This is a genomic window from Streptomyces virginiae (genome assembly GCF_041432505.1).
Classification (GTDB): Bacteria; Actinomycetota; Actinomycetes; order Streptomycetales; family Streptomycetaceae; genus Streptomyces; species Streptomyces virginiae_A.
In genome coordinates, this window is sequence record NZ_CP107871.1 from 1,696,693 (window position 1) to 1,710,467 (window position 13,775).

At 67.5% G+C, this 13,775-nt stretch carries 11 protein-coding genes and 2 pseudogenes; 7 read left to right on the forward strand and 6 right to left on the reverse strand.

Annotation, left to right across the window (positions count from 1 at the left end):
• Positions 1–42: 42 nt before the first annotated feature.
• The 5 genes from OG624_RS07955 to OG624_RS07975 form a co-directional block, all read right to left on the reverse strand.
• On the reverse strand, positions 43–801 hold the full coding sequence (locus tag OG624_RS07955) for an SDR family oxidoreductase (protein ID WP_033215650.1): 759 nt from the start codon (positions 799–801) through the stop codon (positions 43–45).
• Positions 798–1,586 carry an enoyl-CoA hydratase/isomerase family protein gene (locus OG624_RS07960; protein ID WP_033215649.1) on the reverse strand — a complete coding sequence of 263 codons (789 nt, stop codon included), beginning with the start codon at positions 1,584–1,586 and terminating at the stop codon, positions 798–800. Before OG624_RS07960 ends, OG624_RS07955 begins: the two co-directional genes overlap by 4 nt.
• The gene (locus OG624_RS07965; RefSeq protein WP_033215648.1) at positions 1,583–3,226 is read right to left on the reverse strand and encodes an AMP-binding protein; all 1,644 of its coding nucleotides are present in this window, start codon (positions 3,224–3,226) and stop codon (positions 1,583–1,585) included. The genes OG624_RS07960 and OG624_RS07965 overlap by 4 nt, the downstream gene beginning before the upstream one ends.
• Complete coding sequence (locus OG624_RS07970; RefSeq protein WP_033215647.1) at positions 3,223–3,402, reverse strand: hypothetical protein; 180 nt, start codon at positions 3,400–3,402, stop codon at positions 3,223–3,225. Before OG624_RS07970 ends, OG624_RS07965 begins: the two co-directional genes overlap by 4 nt.
• Positions 3,403–4,100: 698 nt before the next feature.
• Complete coding sequence (locus tag OG624_RS07975) at positions 4,101–5,564, reverse strand: purine-cytosine permease family protein (RefSeq protein WP_063733941.1); 1,464 nt, start codon at positions 5,562–5,564, stop codon at positions 4,101–4,103.
• A gap of 139 nt (positions 5,565–5,703) precedes the next feature.
• Here OG624_RS07975 and OG624_RS07980 point away from each other — a divergent pair, with 139 nt between their 5' ends.
• The 6 genes and pseudogenes from OG624_RS07980 (at position 5,704) to OG624_RS08005 (ending at position 11,320) form a co-directional block, all read left to right on the forward strand.
• On the forward strand, positions 5,704–7,338 hold the full coding sequence (locus tag OG624_RS07980) for a CocE/NonD family hydrolase (protein WP_266447301.1): 1,635 nt from the start codon (positions 5,704–5,706) through the stop codon (positions 7,336–7,338).
• Positions 7,335–8,000 carry a GntR family transcriptional regulator gene (locus OG624_RS07985; RefSeq protein ID WP_051762645.1) on the forward strand — a complete coding sequence of 222 codons (666 nt, stop codon included), beginning with the start codon at positions 7,335–7,337 and terminating at the stop codon, positions 7,998–8,000. Before OG624_RS07980 ends, OG624_RS07985 begins: the two co-directional genes overlap by 4 nt.
• 821 nt (positions 8,001–8,821) lie before the next feature.
• Complete coding sequence (locus OG624_RS07990; protein ID WP_371639265.1) at positions 8,822–9,958, forward strand: PucR family transcriptional regulator; 1,137 nt, start codon at positions 8,822–8,824, stop codon at positions 9,956–9,958.
• Positions 9,959–10,416: 458 nt separating this feature from the next.
• Positions 10,417–10,650, forward strand: a pseudogene (locus OG624_RS07995) (PAS domain-containing protein); the annotation flags it as partial.
• Positions 10,651–10,897: 247 nt separating this feature from the next.
• Complete coding sequence (locus OG624_RS08000) at positions 10,898–11,065, forward strand: helix-turn-helix domain-containing protein (protein ID WP_244290656.1); 168 nt, start codon at positions 10,898–10,900, stop codon at positions 11,063–11,065.
• Positions 11,066–11,128: 63 nt separating this feature from the next.
• A complete protein-coding gene (locus tag OG624_RS08005; protein ID WP_033215642.1) occupies positions 11,129–11,320 on the forward strand; it encodes a hypothetical protein in 192 nt (63 codons plus the stop codon).
• A 125-nt stretch (positions 11,321–11,445) separates the two neighbouring features.
• Here the strand turns inward: OG624_RS08005 and OG624_RS08010 are convergent.
• A pseudogene (locus OG624_RS08010) lies at positions 11,446–11,693 on the reverse strand (IS5/IS1182 family transposase); the annotation flags it as partial.
• A 616-nt stretch (positions 11,694–12,309) separates the two neighbouring features.
• Between OG624_RS08010 and OG624_RS08015 the strand changes: the two are divergent.
• Positions 12,310–13,773, forward strand: coding sequence for an APC family permease (locus OG624_RS08015; protein ID WP_033215640.1), 1,464 nt, complete (start codon positions 12,310–12,312; stop codon positions 13,771–13,773).
• Positions 13,774–13,775: the final 2 nt, after the last annotated feature.

Consider the following 13,775-nt stretch of genomic DNA (forward strand, 5'->3'; position numbering starts at 1 on the left):
CTGGCGATCCGACGGCCGCAGCGTGACCGTGGATGCGGCGCTCTACCGGATCGAGGACCCGATCGAGATGCCGCCGTCCACGTCCAGGACGATGCCGGTGATGTAGCTGGCGGCATCGCTTGCGAGGAAGGCCGCGGCTTCGGCGATGTCCTGGGGGCGGCCGGTGTGGCGCATGGGGATCTTGTTGGTGAGCTTGTCGCGTGCGGGGCCGTTCATGGAGGCGAGCATGGGTGTCTCGATGAGGCCGGGTGCGATGGCGTTGGCGGTGATGCCGTGGCGGGCGCCTTCAAGCGCGAGGGTGCGGGTCATGCCGACGATGCCGGCCTTGGCGGCCACGTAGTTGGTCTGGCCGAAGTTCCCGCGCCATGACATGGAGGAGAAGCTGACGATACGGCCGTAGCCCTGGCGTTTCATGGGGGCGAACGCGGCGCGGGCGCAGTGGAAGCCGCCGGTGAGGCTGACGTCGATGACGGCGTGCCAGTCGTCGTCGGTGATGTCCTCGACGCGGTTGTCGCGGAGGATGCCGGCGTTGTTGACCAGCACGTCGATGCGGCCGAGATCGGTGGTGACGCCGTCGATCCAGGCGTTGACCTGGGCGGAGTCGGTCACGTCCACCCTGTCGGTGCGGAGTTTGGCGTCGTGGGCGTCGGTGATGGTCCCGGCGGCGTCGGTGAGGGTTTGTTCGTTGACGTCGGCCAGCGCGAGCGTGGCGCCCTCGGCGGCGAACCGGGTCGCCATGGCGAGGCCGAGGCCCTGTGCGGCCCCGGTGATGGCGACGACGCGTCCCTGGTAGCGATTCATGTGTTGTCCGCTTTCGTGGTAGGGGGAGTGAGGAAGGCCCGCAGGGCGTCGGCCACGGAGCTCGCAGACCAGTTGTCGGCGAAGACGTCCAGTTCCTCGCGCAGGGCCTGCTCGGGGGCCATGCCGTCGATCCGGTGCAGCAGCGTCTTGAGGTGTTGCTGAGCGGGGCGGTGGCGGTCGGCCAAATGTTGGCAGATACGGGTGGCGGTGGCGATGAGGTCGGCCTCGGGCACGATCGCGTGGATCCAGCCGGTGTGTGTGAACGCGGTCGCGGGGATCAGTTCGCCGGTGAGCAGGAGCCAGCGGGACAGTCCCCGTCCGACCGCGTCGGGCAGCCGGACGCTCGAGCCGCCGGCTGGTACCAGACGCCGCTGGAGGTGGCCGTCGCCGATGAGGGTGGTGTCGGCGGCGACGACGACATCGCAGGCCAGCGCGAGTTCGAGGCCGCCGGCGACGGCGTGACCGTGCAGGACGGCGACCCAGGGTTTCGGGCTGGCCGCGATACGGCTGAAGCAGGCCGACACGTCGGTGAGGAAGTCGACCGGGTTGTCGCCCGCGTCGTGGAGTTCCAGGAATTGGTGGAAGTCACCGCCGGCGCAGAAGCTCGGCCCCTTCCCTGCCACGGCGATGACCGCTGTGCCGGGGTCGGCCTCGGCGCTGGTGATCTGCTTGTTCAGGGCTTCGATGAGGGTGACGTCGAGGGCGTTGCGCCGCTGAGGGCGGTTGAGCAGGAGCCATCGGACGGTGCCGTGTTGCTCGACGAGCAGGGGTTCCGTGCCGGTCAACGGGGCTCCGGGGTGGTGAGTTCGGTGTGTCGGCGGTTGCGCAGCAGGTAGCGCTGGGTCTTGCCGCTGGGTGTCTTGGGCAGGGCGTCGATGAAGTGGATTGTGCGCGGGTAGGCGTGGGCGGCGTAGCGGGTCTTGACCAGTTGTTGGAGTTCGGTGGCCAGGTCCGGTGAGCCGTTGTCGCCGTCGCGCAGGACGACGTACGCCTCGATGACCTCGCCGCGGACGTCGTCGGGTGCGCCGATCACGCTGCACTCGGCGACGGCGGGGTGCTGGGCGAGGACGCTCTCGATCTCGAACGGCCCGATCCGGTAGCCGGCCATGATGATGACGTCGTCGTCGCGGGAGGAGAAGAAGAAGTCTCCGTCGGCGTCGATGCGCCCGGCGTCGCCGGTGAGGTACCAGTGGCCGTCGGGGGTGAACTTGGAAGCGCTCTGTCCGGGGATCTGGTAGTCGCGGAAGGTCATCAGCGGGCTCCCGGCGACGTCGATCGCGACCCGGCCGAGTACGCCCGGTCCTGCGGGCTCGTCCTTCTCGTCGGCCAAGACGGTGAGGTTCCATCCGGGTACCGGCCGGCCCATCGATCCCGTCTTGAGGGGACGGGTGAGTTCGCTGTGGTGGTGGTTGGCCAGGGGCATGCCGACCTCGGTCTGGCCGAAGTGGTCGTGCACGGCGAGGCCGAGTGCGGCGTGTGCCCACTCGTTGACCTCGGGAGTCAGGGGCTCGCCGGCGCTGGACGCCCGCTGCAGGCGCAGGCCCTGTGGGACCGGCACCGGCGAGGAGCGCAGTCCCCGGTACACGGTGGGGGCGGCGGTGAAGTCGGTGACCTGGTGGTCGGTGAGGGTGCGCCAGGTTGTCTCGGGGGAGAAGCCGCCGGTCAGCAGCAGGCTGGGGATGCCGGCGGCCATCGGGGCGACGATGGCGGCGTACAGGCCGTAGGCCCAGCCGGGGTCGGCGGCGCACCAGTAGCTGCTGCCTTGGGTGACGTTTAGGGCGTACTCCAGGTAGATCTGCCATCCGGTGATGTAGGAGACGGGGTGGATGACGCCCTTGGGCTTGCCGGTGGTGCCGGAGGTGAACATGTGCACCAGTGGGCCGTCCCCGCTGGTGGTGACGGCGGGTACCGGTTCCGGTGACGCGGCCGCGACGAGGGCAGAGAGCACCGTGGCACCGTGCGAAGTGCTGTTTCGGGTGACGACGAGGCGGCGCTGGGGGTCGTCCGGCAGGTCGGGGCCGGGGTCGAGTTTGTGGCGCTGGTCCGGGTCGACGATCACCACGTGCGCTCCCGCGCCCTCCAGGCGCAGGGCGATGGCCTGGGGCGCGAAGGCGGTGAACAGCGGGACGTAGACCGCGCCGAGCCGCCAAATCGCCAGGATGACGGTGACCAGGTCGGTGCTCTTGCCCATCAGGGTCGCCACTCTGTCACCCGGACCGACCCCCAGCCCCTGCAGTGCCCGTGCGTACCGGTGCGAGTCCGCGGTGAGCTTGCCGAAGGTCAGCGTCGATGCCTTTCCGTCGCCGTCGACCACGGTGAAGGCGACCCGGTCGGCGGGATGCCGGTCACACAGCAGGTGGGCCACGTCGAGGGAAGGAGCCGCGAAGGTCGAGGTCAGCTCGGCGACCCGGTCGGCGGCGCTCACGGCTGGTCCTTGCGGTCGATGACCGGCAGCACCAGGCCGCTGGGTTGGTCCGGCTCGTGAGGGATGTGGTTGAGCGCGGGAACCATCTGCTCCTCGCCCTGGCGGGCGATGTTGGCGGCGAGGGTTGCGCCGTCAGGCATCGGGACCCGGACGTCTATGTCGTGTAGGTGCTGCATCGGTGCTCCTCGTCGAGCTGCGGCGGCGGTGCCTGGATGTGGGTACGTTAGGAGGTACGTTCGTACCCTGTCAATTACCCGCACGGGAGACGGACCGCCGCGACCTGCTGCGACGGGATGACTTCCGTGTCCACTTGTCGTGTTCAAACCCGTTCCTTCATCCCTGATGGTGTCGACGGGTGCTTCGTTGGCCGTGGCGCCCATGGCAAAGGGGCGCGCCGGAGACTGCTCGTCAGGGGCGGGATGGCGGGTGCGCGGAATCCGCCCGGAACGCTTTCAGGCGTCGTGTCGGCGGATGCCCGCGACTTTGGGAGGGTCCGCGGCGGGTGCGGTTCTGCTGATGATTCTGGCGTGGCGGCGTCGATGTGGCACAGACGGCCCGCCCCCGCGCAGGGCTCCTGGTTGTTCTCGTAGACGGAGCACTGCGGGGCCCGGCACTGGCAGGCCGGCGTCCGGACGGGTCGCGGCGGCCTTCGCGTGGGCGAGCGCGCGTGCAGGGGCGAACCGGCGCAGTGCCGCGATGTCCTGGGACCACCTGGCTGGCGTGGCACCGGGCGAGGAGCAGGTGACCGACGCTGTGCGATCGCTGTGGCCAGCGATGCGGATGGTCCACAGTCGGCCTAGACCCCGCCCCCTGCGCCCCCGCTCGCCACCGAACCGATCTGTAGATCGAGGTCGGCTCGGGCGGCAGAGCGAGATCAGATCAGGCGGCCACTCTTTGTGGCGCTGATCGGCGCTCCGCTCGCGTTGTCGCTGCGCAGGACCGCCTCTTCGGCGGCGAAGTCGTAACCGCGATAGCTGAGCCAGTAGCAGGCACCTCCCACCGCCAAGCCAACGAACACAGCGAGGTCGGCGCCACCGATCGCATCGGTGACTGGCCCGATGAACGCGCTGGTGTTCATGAACGGTACCTCCGCGGCGGCGCCCAGCGTGTAGGCGAGCAGGCCGCGGCCGTTGATCCGGCCGTAGATGCCGTCAGCCTTGAAGATTTGCGCGATGGAGTAGCGGCCACGGCGGACCAGGAAGTAGTCGACGAGGTTGATCGCCGTCCACGGCGCGAAGAGGTAGAGGAGGAGCGTCAGATAGGTGCCGAACGAGCTGAGGAAGTCGTCAGAGGCGAGGAACGTCAGCAGGATCACGACCGCACTGACCGCTAGGACCGCGACTGTTCGCAACCGCGCGGTGGGTCGAATGTCCCGAAATGTGTCGAGCATGCTGATGAGGGTGAGGGCCGAGCCGTAGGTGTTCATGGCCATCGTCGCGATGAGCCCGAGCAGGCCGATCAGCACGACGATGCGGCCAAACCCGGCAGTGGCCGCGTCGCCTGCTGCGACCACGCCAGCGACGGCGTCGCCGGGTACGAATCGAGCCGCCAGCAAGGCCCCGAGGGTCGCGAGCCACATCGAGCTCAGGCTCATGCCGAGGTAGGTGCACCAGAACATCGCCCGTGACGACACTGTGGGGGGCAGGTAGCGGGTGTAGTCGGAAACGTAGATCGCCCAGTTGATCTGGTAGCCGGCTGCCAGACCGAAGACGACCAGGAAGGGCGTCCATGCGAAACCATGAGCTATCGGGGCAACTGCGGCTACTGTGGCGTCGCTGCCGACGGCGACGACGGTCAGAACTGCGAAGGAGATGAGGAAGGCAGGGGTGATCCACCGGGTTGCGTGGTGGATCCAGTTGTACCCCAAGAGTGCGATGACGGCAGATATCGTCACCACGGCCAGAACCGATGCCGTCTTCCCGAGGCCGATGCCCACGGACAGGCTCTGCGCCGCGAGAATGCAGGCGAAGGTGTTGAAACCGATGTAGTTCACAAGTGCCAGGACGAAGACGCCACCTGCACCCGCGTACCCGAATTGTGGACGCGACTGGATCAGTTGGGGCAGTCCGAGGTGGGGTCCCTGTGTCGAGTGCAGCGCAGCGAAGATCGCGCCGAACGCGGACCCGGCACAGGCAGCGATGATGATCCAGAGCAGATCGGCGCCGAGGGCGACCCCCGCTGCCCCGACCGCGACCGTGCCGACATTGGCATTGCCGGCGATCCACACGGGTGCGACATGCCACACCTTCCCGTGTCGTTCGCCAAGCGGGATGTGATCGATCGACCGCGCCTCGATCGCAGATGCTGCGGCGGTGGAGGGGTCTTGAGCGGCTTGCATTGGGTCACCTCGACTGTGCCAGTGGCCTCCGCCACATCAATGGGGTAGCTATGTATACAAGTGAGCGTCTTGCATGTAAATACTTGACTTGCATTTGCTGGCTGTGTCGGCCACCCCGAACCACCTGAGAGGTGACATCATGACCACCCCCTTCGCCAACGCTCCTGGCGAGCGGCGCGCTGAACGTCTCCCGCTGACCGAACCTCCGCCGCACGCCCGCCAGCACGCGGTGTCCATGCGCGACGGAATTCGGCTCGCGACCGATACGTATCTCCCGCCCGCGGGAGACGGGCCGGTCTTGCTGGCACGACTGCCGTACGACAAGACCAGCGCAGAGTGCTTCATGCCCCAGATCGCAGACTGGTTCACGGCCCACGGTTACGTCGTCGTGGTGCAAGACGTCCGCGGCAAACTTCGCTCCGACGGTGCTCTCATGCCGTTCGTCGCGGAGATCGACGACGCCTACGACACCCTGGAGTGGATCGTCGCTCAGCCATGGGCGACCGGCCCAGTGGGCATGTTCGGCGACTCCTACTACGGCTTTACTCAATGGGCCGCAGCTGCCAGTGGCCACCCGGCACTGTGTGCCATCACCCCGCGAGTGACGGCCCCAATGTTGCGGCGTGCTGTTCGCCGGCAGGACGTCTTCCCACTCGAGCTGTGCACGGTGTGGGCACTACAGACCTGGGTCGACGAGGGCCTCTACGACTACGAGGGGACCATCGATTGGCGCGTACGGCCACAGTCCGAGATCGCAGCCACCGCCTTGGGCGGGCGGCGCCCCCTCTTCCTCGACGAGTGGGCCACCGGGAAGCTGGATGTGACAACGCTGCCAGTCACCGACCGCATCCCCACCTTGCACCTGGCCGGCTTCGACGACTACTTCCTCAGCGACCAGCTAGCAGCGTGGGAACAGGCACGGACTGGACCCGCAGAGCACCTTCTTGTCGTCGACGTTCGCGACCACGGCTGGACTGTACGGCGTCCGACCGGTGAGCCGTATGCCGACCCGTTCGCCAGTCCGGGCGCCCAGAAGAAGTTTCTTGACGACTACCTCGGCCTCCTGCTGCCCTTCTTCGAGCGGCACCTCAAAGGCGCCGAGCTGCCGGTACCGGCCGCTGTGCGGTGGCGGCTGGGTTCTGAGGAGTTCCGCGAGGACGACCACTGGCCACCGCGCGGCACGACCGAGGCCTCTTTGTTCCTGACCTCCGATGGCCGCCTCTCCCCCGCGCCCAGCCCAACCAGCGAGGTGCGCTGGCACCATGATCCGACCGATCCTGTTCCCAGCCTGGCGCATCCGCACTACCCGAACATCGACCCTCCCGACGAGTCTTGCGTTCTCGGTCGCGATGACGTTGTCAGTTTCGTAGGCGAACCGGCCGAAGCGCCCATGGAGATCCTCGGCCGGGCCACCCTCGCGGGACGGTTCCGGGGCGGCTGTGGATCTGCACACGTCATGGTCCGGCTCCTCGACCTCGCACCGGATGGAACTGCGCGCCGCATCGGCGATGGTGCCGCCCTCATCCGGGCCCCCTGGCCAGCTGAGGCGACCGTCGACCTCGGCGTGATCGGTTGTCGACTTGATGTGGGCCACCGCCTTGCTGTCCTGGTCTCGGGGAGCAGCTTCCCGCAGTACGCTGTCCATCCCGGCACTGACGAAGAGCCGTGGACAGCCACTACCGTCACCACGGTTGAGCTCGCCATGGCGACCGGAGGCACTGCCGGCACCGCGCTCACGATCGGCATCCTCAACCCGGCAGGATCGGCAACGTGAAGGGTTTCCGGCCGCATACGAAGACGCCGATCGAGCGTACCCCCGCGTCTGCCCGCGTCTACCACGAGCTTCGACGCCGGATTCTGCACGGCGAGCTTGCGGCAGGCAGCCCGCTCAGCGAGATCGAGATCGCGGGCGAGCTAGAAGTTTCGCGGACACCGGTCCGTGAGGCACTGCGAGAATTGCTCTCCGATGCTCTCGTCCTGGACGGACGTCGCCGCCAGTGCGTGGTGGCCGATACATCGCCAGAACTCGAACGTGAGGTGCTACTGATGCGCACCGCGCTTGAGAGTCTCGCCGCGAGAGAAGCGGCGACCGTCGCCGACGAATCGGGCAGCGACGTGCTGCACCTCATCATGGTCCGCACGCGACGGGCTCTCGCGGCCAAAGATGTCAACGCTGCGCTCGACTGCGACGACGAGTTCCACCAGCGTCTGGCCGCGATGTCGGGGCTGCCAATTGTCGCCGACACCGTCCGGCGACTACGCGGCTTCGCACGTCTGATCGGCCTGAAGAAGGGGTGGCATCTGGCCGACCTGCGCCGTTCCGCGGACGAGCACGAACAGATCATCGCCGCCCTCGAAAGCGGCGAACCTGATCTCGCCGAACGGCTAATGGTGGATCATCTCAAAACAGGAAGCGGCGAACACGGCCGACAGTAGGTCACCCGTGGCACTGCGCGCGCTCCGATCCCTTGGCTTGTGGCATCCCACACATTCGGACCGGGCGACATTGGCTGGGCACCGAATGCGGTGACAGGCTCGACCGACGAAGGTGTGGAGGTCGGTGCCAGCTCGCGGACCCGACCAGCGACAGAACGTGGTCGCGACCGAGGCCCCTCGCTCAAGGACGGAACGAGGGGCCTCAAAGGCCACGCGGTCGCCCCACCCTGCTTGATCGAAGATGTCTCCCGCCAACCGCTCGCGGGTGCAGCCGGCCCGCGGGTTCGGCGGTGGCGGACGCGGTCTGCCCGGTGACGGAGTTCGCGTTCGCCGCGAGGGCGAGGCCCGCCGGGCGAGCATCCGACACCCAGAAGCGGCTCCGCCGGCTGCTCCTGGTTCTCCCAGGTCCGTGGGCATGGCCGAGCTGGGAGAGAAGAAAGGATCGTGGAGACATACAGCACCTTCAGAGATTTATCGGAAGGTGACAACTTTCCGCGCGTCTCTCCGAAGATCGAACAATCCGGAAGATCCTCCTCCAACAGCAGTCACGATCGTCAGCCGGCCGCCAGCCACCCGCCACATCCCGACATCGGGAACGAAGTAGATCTGCGGGAAGAACCTGGAGAACTGGCCCGCAATAGGCGGGCAAGGGGCTGCGCCAACCCGGCTGCGGCTGAGGGGGATCGTAACGCGGCCTCAGTTGGCCGGCCCGTCGCCTTCCCACCCCCGGCAGGAACGAGGAAACGATGTGTGAACTCTTGAACCGCATCTTGTCCCGCCCCCCAAGCGAGTGGATCCGCGTCCTGCGCACGGAGCTCCCCGTGCTGGCCGACGAGATAGTGGAGGAGCTTCTGCGAGGGACACCAGGCTCTTCTGTGCTTGGGAACGGCAACGAGACCCACGACGAATTGCTTAGGCGCTCGCTGGAGGAAGCCTTGTTCGCCGCCCTGGGCTACCGGGAGCCGGAGAATCAGAGCATGAATGGCGGGGATCGCTGCCTCGAACACGAGAGCAACGTCCCACAGGAAGGCAGACACGAGGCAGGCCCGCCGGCCACCCAGAAACCCGCCCGCCACACCGGCGCCGGACCGGCGCACCACGATGGATACAGGGCCACAGACCGGGCCTCCGCAAGGGACTGGCACGAGCCTGGCGCACCGTCCGACCAGCCACGGCAGCATCTGTTCAAGGCGCTCACCGACGCCAGAGCCACCCCGCAGCGGTCCCTCGCTGAGCTGGCCGAGGAGGCAGCCTGGCCCCTCCCGCCCGCCGTGCGGGGCGTCATGCTGGCAACCCCCGGAGAGATGCAACAGCTTGCGGCTGTCCTGCACGACTCCCTCCCTGGCGTGTTCGCGGGCCGGCCCTGCTTGCTCGTTCCAAGCGCGGGCTCGGACACCAGGGCGTGGCTGGAGGCCCCGCTGCGCGGCCGCCTCGCAGCTGTAGGACACGAGGTTCCCCTGGCGGATACCGCGTCCTCCCTGCGCTGGGCTCTTCGCCTGCTCAGCCTCACCTGGGCCCACCAAGGTCAGGACATACGCCCCGTCTTCGTCGACGATCATCTCTCCACTCTGATGCTCCTCCAGGACGAAACACTGCCCGCGGCGTTGGCTGCCCAATGGTTGAAGCCGCTCGCGGACCTGACCCCACGCCAGAGCGAGCGGCTCGAGGTCACTCTGCTTGCCTGGCTCGAACACGGAGGCGCCCCGGAGGTCGCGAAGGCCTTGAGCGTGCATCCGCAGACCGTGCGGTACCGCATGCGCCAATTGGAGAAACTCTTCGGATCGCAGCTCCGTGATCCTCGTGCCCGGTTCGAGCTGGAGGTGACGTTGCGCAGCCGCCAGCTTTTGGCGCAGGCTCGGATTGTGGACTCGCGGCAGGTCCGTCATTCGAGCCGCTTCATGACGGCGAACTTCACACCGGTGACCGCGAGGAAGATGGCCCGTATCAACGGCCTGTGACTTCGATAATCCAGCGCGGCTCCGCCCTCTCAGCGGAGGCGCTCAGCTCGAGTAGCTCGATAGAGCGTGTGCATCCACACGGCGAAAGGGCTGGCACCCGGCACGACGCTGGAGGCGCGGGCGGGCAGTCCGAGGCGGCAGCTGACGTACTTCCGCTCGCGTCGAGGAGCCGAACTGGGCAAAGCGTGGACAGGGCCGGACCAGGGACGCGAGAAACGCGCGAGTGCCGGATCGTGCGGGCAGTCCAGCTGGGCGTGTGTGCTTGCCTGCGGCGGTTGGCGCTCGGCGCTCCGTGACCAGCCTCACTCCGCACCGCAAGATCTGGATGAACGACCTACTCCACCGAGTGCTCCCGACGTCCCGCAGGCTCCTGCAGGAGCGGGCGGTGCGTCTTGAGCGCGATTCGTTTGGCCAGCCGACTCTGGACTTTTCAGCCAGATCGGACTTACAGCCCAGGCATGGGTGAAGTGGAAGACACTCAGGACCCTCGAATTCGGCTGTGGGCGCCGGTGGCCCAGGCCGTCGCGCTGCTGCTCGGCCCGTACGCGGAGGTCGTCCTGCATGATCCGGACACCGACCGGGTCCTCGGGATCTGGAATCCGATGACCTCCCGCGGCGTGGGAGACCCCTCGCTGCTGGGAGAGCTGGACGATCTCGAACCCTCGGCACAGGTCGTCTTCGGGCCGTACGAGAAGCTGCTCGTCGACGGCCGCCGACTGACATCGGCCAGCGCGGTCCTTCGCGATCGCAGGGCCGGCCCTCGGCGGTGCTGTGCATCAATCTCGACCGCACGCCGCTGGAACAGGCAGCCGCGATCCTGTCCGCCTTCGGCGCCCCCACCGTGCAGCGCCCGGAGCCACTATTCGAGCAGGACTGGTCCGAGCGGATCCAGCACACATCGGAAGCTACGTCCGCGAGAGGGGGCGCCCCGTCGAACGCATGACCCGCCAGGACCGCCTGGCCGTTCTCGGCCGGCTGGAGGAGGCCCGGGTGTTCGCGGTCCGCCGCGCCGCTCCCGTCGTCGCCGGCGCCCTGCGGGTGTCCCGTTCCACTGTCTACGGCCCGCTCGCCGAACTCAGATCACCGAACGCGAAGGACCGACCATGAACCGGCTGCGAGAACCTGCCCCTGGGTTACACCGAGACCTTCGGCGATCCGGCCCTGCGCGAGGTGATCGCCCAGACGTACGAGAACGCCGCCGCGGACGACGTGATCTGCTTCGCCGGAGCCGAGGAAGCCCTCTACCTGGCCATGAACGTCCTGCTCGACGCCGGGGACGACGCCGTGGTGGTGACCCCGAACTACCAGGCCGCCGAGACCGTGCCGATGGCCCTGCGCGAGGCCACCGGCGTGGCCCTCTGACCCGGACCGCAACTGGGCCCTGGACCTCGACGAGGTCGCAGCGGCGCTCCGGCCGAACACCCCGCGTCGTGTCGGTGAACTCCCCAACAACCCCACCGGAGTGTTCCAGTTGCGCGTGGACCGGTTCCCGTCAGCGTGACGGCGAGAGGGATGCCGGTGGCATCGGTGATCAGGTGGTGTTTGCTGCCCGCTCTGCCCCAAAGACTTCGTTCCGTCTGGGAGCCACCTCTCACGCGCGGATGTGGGAGCCGTCAACGGCCGCCCGGGAGAAGTCCAGAGCGTCCGCACGGCGAAGCTTCGCCAGAAGAACCTCGACCTCGTGCAGGCGGGGCCACACGCCGACCTCGGTCCACTCCGCCAGACGGCGCCAGCAGGGTCGCAGCGGACGCGGCACCCGCCTGACTGACTGCGGAGCAGCAGCCGTGGAGGCACGCAGCATCTCCACAGGGTTTATCGGAACACGATAATTTCTCACAGCGCGTCTCCGGTGCGTCGAACAATCCGGAAGGTCCTCTTCCACCCGGAGTCGCGACGGGCCACCGCGCCCTGCCACTGCGCGTCGCCCGACGGCAGAATCGAGGCGAAGCCGCGGGACTGCGAGCCCTCGAGGCGGCACGAAGATTCCACTCACCCGGCAGTCACGAGGGTTGACGACTCGGCTGTCCTCGGGGCTCATCCCTCTCCACCGAACAGCCACGCCAGCATGATCGAGGAAACGTATGCGAACTTCTGAACCGCGTCTGGTCCTGCCCCCGAGTCGAGTGGACCCGCGTACGCCGCCCGCCATGGTGGATGAGTTGGTGCCCGAAAACCTCACGCTGCCACGACGCAGCCACCTCCTTCTCGTAAGCCGTCCATAACTCTGCCTGCTGTTCGCGAGATTACTGGCCGGCCCGGACCGGACCAGCCACCCCGCTGTCCGTCCCCGTGGCCGTGCGCTTCTTTGCCGGGACGACAGCGGCCGTATCCGAAGGGCACCACAAAATCTCATGAGCACACACAAAGGGCTCCAGGCGAACGTCCTGGGCACCTTCGACAGCGTTGTCATGGCGGTAGCCGGCAGTGCCCCCGCCTACTCCCTGGCGGCGACCACAGCGGTGCTCGTCGGCACTGTCGGTTTCGCCGCCCCTGCCGCGTTGCTCTACTGCGCGATACCCATGTTCGGCATCGCCTGGGCGTTCAACTACCTGGGCAAGCTCGACATCAACGCCGGCGCCAGCTACTCATGGGTGGCCCGTGCCCTCCATCCCTCCCTCGGCTTCCTCAGCGGCTGGGCGCTGGTGGTCTCGGCCACGATCTTCATGGTCGCGGGCTCTCTGCCGGCCGGCAGCATGACACTGTCCCTGTTCGCCCCGGACCTGGCCGAGAACACCGCGCTGGCGACCGTGGTCGGCGCGATGTGGTTCCTGGTGATGCTCGTCGTCGTGCTCAAGGGAGCGCGACTGACGGTCCACGCCCAGCTGATCATGTCTGGCATCGAGCTGCTCATACTGCTCGCCTTCGCCGTGGCGGCCTTGTTCCATGACAATGCGGTTCAGTACTTCTCCTGGTCCTGGCTGGGCTTCAGCCACTTCGATGGCGTCCAGGGCTTCGCAGCCGGAGCGTTGATCGCGGCGTTCTACTACTGGGGCTGGGACGTCACCAGCAACCTCAGCGAGGAGACTCGCAACAGCCGCAAGACGTCAGGGCTGGCCGGCTTGGTTGGCCTCGCCGTCGTCTTCGTCCTGTTCGAGGTCTTCACGATCTCTGTGAACCTGCTGCTCACCGCCGAGGAGATCGAGGCCAACAGCGCCAACGTCCTGGCGCTGCTCGGCGAGCGTCTCTGGCCCGGCTGGGGCGGCAAACTGTTGATCGTCGCCGTCATGCTGTCCACGATTGCCACCCTGGAGACCACCCTCATCCAGGTGACCCGCTCCCTGTTCGCGATGGGCCGCGACCGCACCATGCCGGCCGCCCTCGGCGCCTCTCACCCCCGCTACCGGACACCCTGGGTCGCGCTGGTGGTTGTCGGTGCGGTCGCCCTCGGGCTCTTTGTGGCGTCCAATGCGCTGGGCTCGGTCGGCGACATCCTGGAGAGCGCTGTGGCCGCCATCGGACTCCAGATCGCCGTCTACTACGGGCTGTCCGGAGTTGCGGTCGTCGTCGCCTACCGCAAAGTGCTGCTGAAGAACCCGGCGAACTTCATCTTCGGCGGGCTGTGGCCGCTGACCGGGGCGCTGTTCCTGTTCTGGGTGTTCGTCGAGTCGCTGGGCGCACTCGATGCCACCGCCATCTGGATCGGCATCGGCGGTCTCGCCGTGGGCCTGGTGCCGATGTTCGTGTACCGGCAGAGCCCCTACTACCGTCCGGATCGGCTCGACGCCGCAAAGACCGAGCGAATCAAACAAGAGTACGAAGGCCTGGAACCCGTGTCTGCCTCGTCCGCTGACAACACCATAGCCACGGACTTCTGAAG

Coding starts and splice junctions, on each gene's coding strand:
- OG624_RS07955 (WP_033215650.1), bottom strand. CDS start 801: ATGAATCGCTACCAGGGACGCGTCGTCGCCATCACCGGGGCCGCACAG.
- OG624_RS07970 (WP_033215647.1), bottom strand. CDS start 3,402: ATGCAGCACCTACACGACATAGACGTCCGGGTCCCGATGCCTGACGGC.
- OG624_RS07975 (WP_063733941.1), bottom strand. CDS start 5,564: ATGCAAGCCGCTCAAGACCCCTCCACCGCCGCAGCATCTGCGATCGAG.
- OG624_RS07980 (WP_266447301.1), top strand. CDS start 5,704: ATGACCACCCCCTTCGCCAACGCTCCTGGCGAGCGGCGCGCTGAACGT.
- OG624_RS08000 (WP_244290656.1), top strand. CDS start 10,898: ATGACCCGCCAGGACCGCCTGGCCGTTCTCGGCCGGCTGGAGGAGGCC.
- OG624_RS08015 (WP_033215640.1), top strand. CDS start 12,310: ATGAGCACACACAAAGGGCTCCAGGCGAACGTCCTGGGCACCTTCGAC.